The organism is Phycisphaeraceae bacterium (genome assembly GCA_040222855.1).
In the GTDB taxonomy this organism is placed as follows: Bacteria; Planctomycetota; Phycisphaerae; order Phycisphaerales; family Phycisphaeraceae; genus Mucisphaera.
Genome location: JAVKCD010000014.1, coordinates 1 through 586, shown reverse-complemented (window position 1 = coordinate 586; position 586 = coordinate 1). Strand labels below are relative to the sequence as shown.

Here is a 586-nt window from a genome sequence, read left to right as displayed (position 1 = left end):
CAGTGCACACGGTTATCGAATACTACGATGGCCCACGTCGTGGCATCGCCGACTTCAACGGCAAGCCTCACTTCTTTGAGTCGGACTTCAGAGATGTCGACGACGGCGAGCGCGACACGTTCAATCTATACCCTTTGAGCGTTGAGCTCTTTCTCCTCGCGATGGAGGATTGGGCTATCTGGCTTCGATGGCACGACGCCTACTCGACGGGTACCGCGACAATCGAATCGCACCCTGCACTGCCTGAAGACCGCGAGCGACACGACGAACTTGAGAGACTCCTCCGTTGGGACAAGCTCGTCCAGACTCCGCCAGCCGCAAGGATGCATGGCCAGTTCGACGCCCTACCCGGCGCGCGGAATGCCGGCACGACAGCGCGGGGGTTCCTAGTGCAGTGGACCCCGATCGAAACGCCGAGGTACGCTGCCCAACAGGATGATGAAGGCTGACGGGGCTTCGCCCCGCAGCTTATCATCAGGTGTTGGGCAGACTGAGTCTGGAGTATACAAGGATCCTGCGATTCCAATGCAGTTGTCAGATTTCACGAGGATCTACCTCCGGCCAGGTGACGCTTCGACTACCGCAT

The 586-nt window shown here is 59.0% G+C and carries 1 protein-coding gene; it reads left to right on the top strand.

Annotated features, from left to right (window positions below; translation table 11 throughout):
- Positions 1-449: hypothetical protein (locus tag RIG82_03445; protein ID MEQ9459994.1), on the top strand; the 449-nt coding region annotated here is incomplete at its 5' end.
- Positions 450-586: the final 137 nt, after the last annotated feature.